This window comes from Candidatus Frankia alpina, assembly GCF_902806485.1.
Taxonomy (GTDB): Bacteria; Actinomycetota; Actinomycetes; order Frankiales; family Frankiaceae; genus Frankia; species Frankia alpina.
Genome location: NZ_CADCWT010000376.1, coordinates 1 through 3,188, shown reverse-complemented (window position 1 = coordinate 3,188; position 3,188 = coordinate 1). Strand labels below are relative to the sequence as shown.

4 protein-coding genes are annotated in these 3,188 nt (G+C 72.1%); all 4 read left to right on the top strand.

Going from position 1 to position 3,188, the window contains the following annotated elements; all coding sequences use genetic code 11:
• The coding region (locus G6R25_RS22845) for a hypothetical protein (protein ID WP_163554521.1) at positions 1 to 401 on the top strand (401 nt) is incomplete at its 5' end.
• Between the two features lie 219 nt (positions 402 to 620).
• Entirely contained in the window at positions 621 to 1,148 is a 528-nt protein-coding gene (locus tag G6R25_RS22840; RefSeq protein ID WP_163554520.1) for a hypothetical protein, read from the top strand.
• Positions 1,149 to 1,252: 104 nt separating this feature from the next.
• Positions 1,253 to 2,158 (top strand): N-6 DNA methylase, encoded by a 906-nt coding sequence (locus G6R25_RS22835; RefSeq protein WP_163554519.1) that lies wholly within the window; start codon positions 1,253 to 1,255, stop codon positions 2,156 to 2,158.
• A gap of 157 nt (positions 2,159 to 2,315) precedes the next feature.
• Positions 2,316 to 2,978, top strand: coding sequence for a hypothetical protein (locus tag G6R25_RS22830; protein ID WP_235826589.1), 663 nt, complete (start codon positions 2,316 to 2,318; stop codon positions 2,976 to 2,978).
• Positions 2,979 to 3,188 lie beyond the last annotated feature (210 nt).

Sequence of the window (3,188 nt, the reverse complement as noted above, 5' to 3'; positions counted from 1 at the left end):
GCAGGACGAACACCGGCGGACCGCCGACCGAGAACGACGTCACCGACGCCCGCAGGCTCCTTACCGTCCTGCACGGCGGGGCAGGCGGCCTCGGTGACGCCTTCCGGGAAACGGCTCTCTGGGACCACCTCAACCCGGGATACGACCCGGACCGCCTCATCCGCATCCTGACCGCTCTCCAGGCCCTGATCCCCGAACAGATCGCGCTCTGGGAGAACAGCCTCTCCCCGGCCAGCGCGCGGGAGATGTGGAAGTCCTTCCTGTTCGGTGACCATTGCTGTGCCTGCGAGCTTCGCTGCCACACCTGCCACACGCTCGCCGACACCCTCGGCTACGAACGCGTCGGCGGCCGGCGGGCCTGGCGGCGACGCCCGGAAAACCCGGACACCGCCCGGCAGTGACCGAGAACTCCCCGCCGCAGGCGACCATGCCGATCTGACGGCCGGGCTCCCCATCGCATCCTCCCGCGACCCACGCCGACAGAAACGCGCCACGGTGGGGAGCAATCGGATGTCCCTTTCTCCGGGACGTCGCGTGCCCGCCTTTCCGTTCTTCATTGCCGCGCGCCGGGCGCCGGCCGCGCCGTATGCGCGACGAATCCCACGAACAGGAAACACGTCATGATCGACCCGAAACCCCCCGGGATTCCGCTGTCCATGGCCCACCTACCGACCGTGGGCGGCCTCGCCGTCCCGTGGATCACCGCCCGTACTGGCGACGGGCGCCACCTGTTCGGTGCCGTCGATGCCGACCGCAAGGACCAGGCGCTGCTGAGGCGTCTGTGCGGCGTGTGCGGCCGTCGCCACGACGAGCGTCTGGTGCTGCTGATGCGTCTGTCGGACCTGCCTCGGCAGAGCACCGCCGAGCCCGCGCTTCACCCGACCTGCACGGCCTACACCATTGCCGCCTACCCGATGGTCGGGGGACGTCTCGACCACTACAGGACCACGCCGCAGGTACTTGACTCGACGATGATCCCCCCGGCCGACTCGCCGGCCCGCCGGGGCGCGCCCGCCGAGCCCTGGTTCGCCGTCTGGCTACGCGGCTACACGGTCATCACCGATCACGGCGCCCTCGCCGCCTCCTACGCCGGCAGCACACCGCTGCGGATTCGCCCCATCAACCTGACGGCACCTTTCTCCGCATGACCCGGCCCGGGGCACGCCCGGCGCTTCCTGGCCGCCGCGACGCGGCCCGCGCCCGCCACACCGGCCCCGTCCCGCCCCTATCCCGCGAAGGGAGGCGATCGCGCATGCCCGCGACTTCCCGCCGACCGCCCGGCGCTGGCACCCCTGACGCGACGAGCCTCGCGGGGGCCGTCGCGCGTGCCTGGCACCGTGCGAACCGCGGGGCCTCACCGCAGATTCCGCTGTCCACCGTCGCCGTCCTCGCCCTGATCACACCACCGCCGGGCCAGATCTCCGCCACCGCCGATCTCATCGCCGGACTGGACACCGAGCAGTTCCGCCGGTTTGCGCGACTCCAATGGACGATCTTCGTGCGGGCGCGGCCCGACCTGCTGTCCGCCGCCTGGCCCCTGGTCCAGCCCTGGCTCGGCGCCGACCCGCCGGACGACGCCACCATTGACGCGGCCCGCCGCGTCGCCCACGCCGCGCTCGACGCCGGACAACTGCACCTGACCGGCACGCTACGACGCCGGGACGTCGACCTGTTCGGCCCGCTGCTCGTCGAGCTGCGCGCTGACGGCGCGCGTCTGGCCGCCGGCCAGTTCTACACCCCCGGCCACATTGCCGACACCCTCGCCACCGGCCTGATGACCGGGGTAGAGCCGGGCGAGTCGGTGGTCGACCCGGCGGTCGGCACCGGCGGGCTGTTCCGCGCCGCCGCCCAGTCGCTACGCGCCCAGCACATCGATCCCGCCAGCATGCTGTGGATCGGTGGCGACGTCGACGAAGTCGCGATTGCCTGTGCCGCTGTGAACGCGGTGTTGTGGCAGCTCGGCCCGAGCGTCGTGCTCGGTGTCGGCGACACCCTCACCGACACCTGGCAGACCGCCGCGATCGCCCAGCGCCGCGAGGTCCTCCACATCGCCGAGCGGTTGCGCGCCACCGCGTTCGCCGCCGACGTGCTCGGCACCGTGGCCCGTCTGGTCGACGCGGCCAGCACCGAGCGCCCCGTTCCCAACCCCCGAACCTGACAACCAGCCCCGTTCCACCGGCGAGAACGAGCCACGTGGGAGAGACCACGCACGTCGGCGCGCCTCGGTCCCCGCGCACGCACCCGGTCCGGTCGGTGCGCCCGCCGGCACTCCGATCAGCCTGTCCGCCGTGTTGTCTCCGAAAGGAGCGCCCGCCATGTCGTCGACCCCGCATTTCATCGGCTTCGCCGAGCTGCTCGGCCGGCTCCGCCACGTCCTGACCGTCAACGGCGAGGACACTGTCACCCGGCTCTTCCCCGTTCTGCCTATTCACCCGTACTTCGACCGGGACGGCTGGCCGCTTCGGCTACACGCCCACGTCCTGTTCGGACTGGACGGCCACCTGGACCCGGGCAGCCTGCTCAACCTCGAACCGGTCGCCGACGTCCTCGGGGCACTCAGCTACCCGCTGACCGCCAAGGCCGCCGCGCTCGCCAGCGAGGCTGAGCAGCTCACCTTGCAGGGCTGGACCTGGGGCCACGCCGTCACCACCGCCATCCTGCGCACCGTCGAGGACGACGAGCCGGAAGACACCCGCATCGGCGACGCCGCCGTGATGGCCGTGCTCTCCCACCTCGCCGCCCGCCACGCCACCGAGATGACCAGCCCGCACCGGAGCACCGCGCTGCTCCACCGCGGCTACCCGACCGGACTGCTCGGCCACCTGGCCGCCTACCTGCGCATCGACGCCGTCCACGCCTCCGTGGTCGGGGACCGCAGCGCTCTCGCCCTGTTCGGCCACCTCGGCTGGACGCTGTCCCCACGCGCCAGCGCGGTCCTCTCCACAGCCGAGCAGGTCGAAGCGGATGGAGCTACCTAGACCGACGTCGTCATCCAGGCCAGGGCCACCCCTCGGGACCACCTTCACCGCGACCCCTGGGAACGCTGAACCGCGCGCGGTGTCCGCGACCACCTGGGTCGACAGCCCGCGAGCGCCGCGCTGTCGACCCCACCGCTGCCGCGAGGCGCGGCCGCAATACCGGGAACTTAGGTTCTGATCGTGTAGGTTCGGTGGGTGCCGAGACGTGGT

Coding starts and splice junctions, on each gene's coding strand:
- G6R25_RS22835 (WP_163554519.1), top strand. CDS start 1,253: ATGCCCGCGACTTCCCGCCGACCGCCCGGCGCTGGCACCCCTGACGCG.
- G6R25_RS22830 (WP_235826589.1), top strand. CDS start 2,316: ATGTCGTCGACCCCGCATTTCATCGGCTTCGCCGAGCTGCTCGGCCGG.
- G6R25_RS22840 (WP_163554520.1), top strand. CDS start 621: ATGATCGACCCGAAACCCCCCGGGATTCCGCTGTCCATGGCCCACCTA.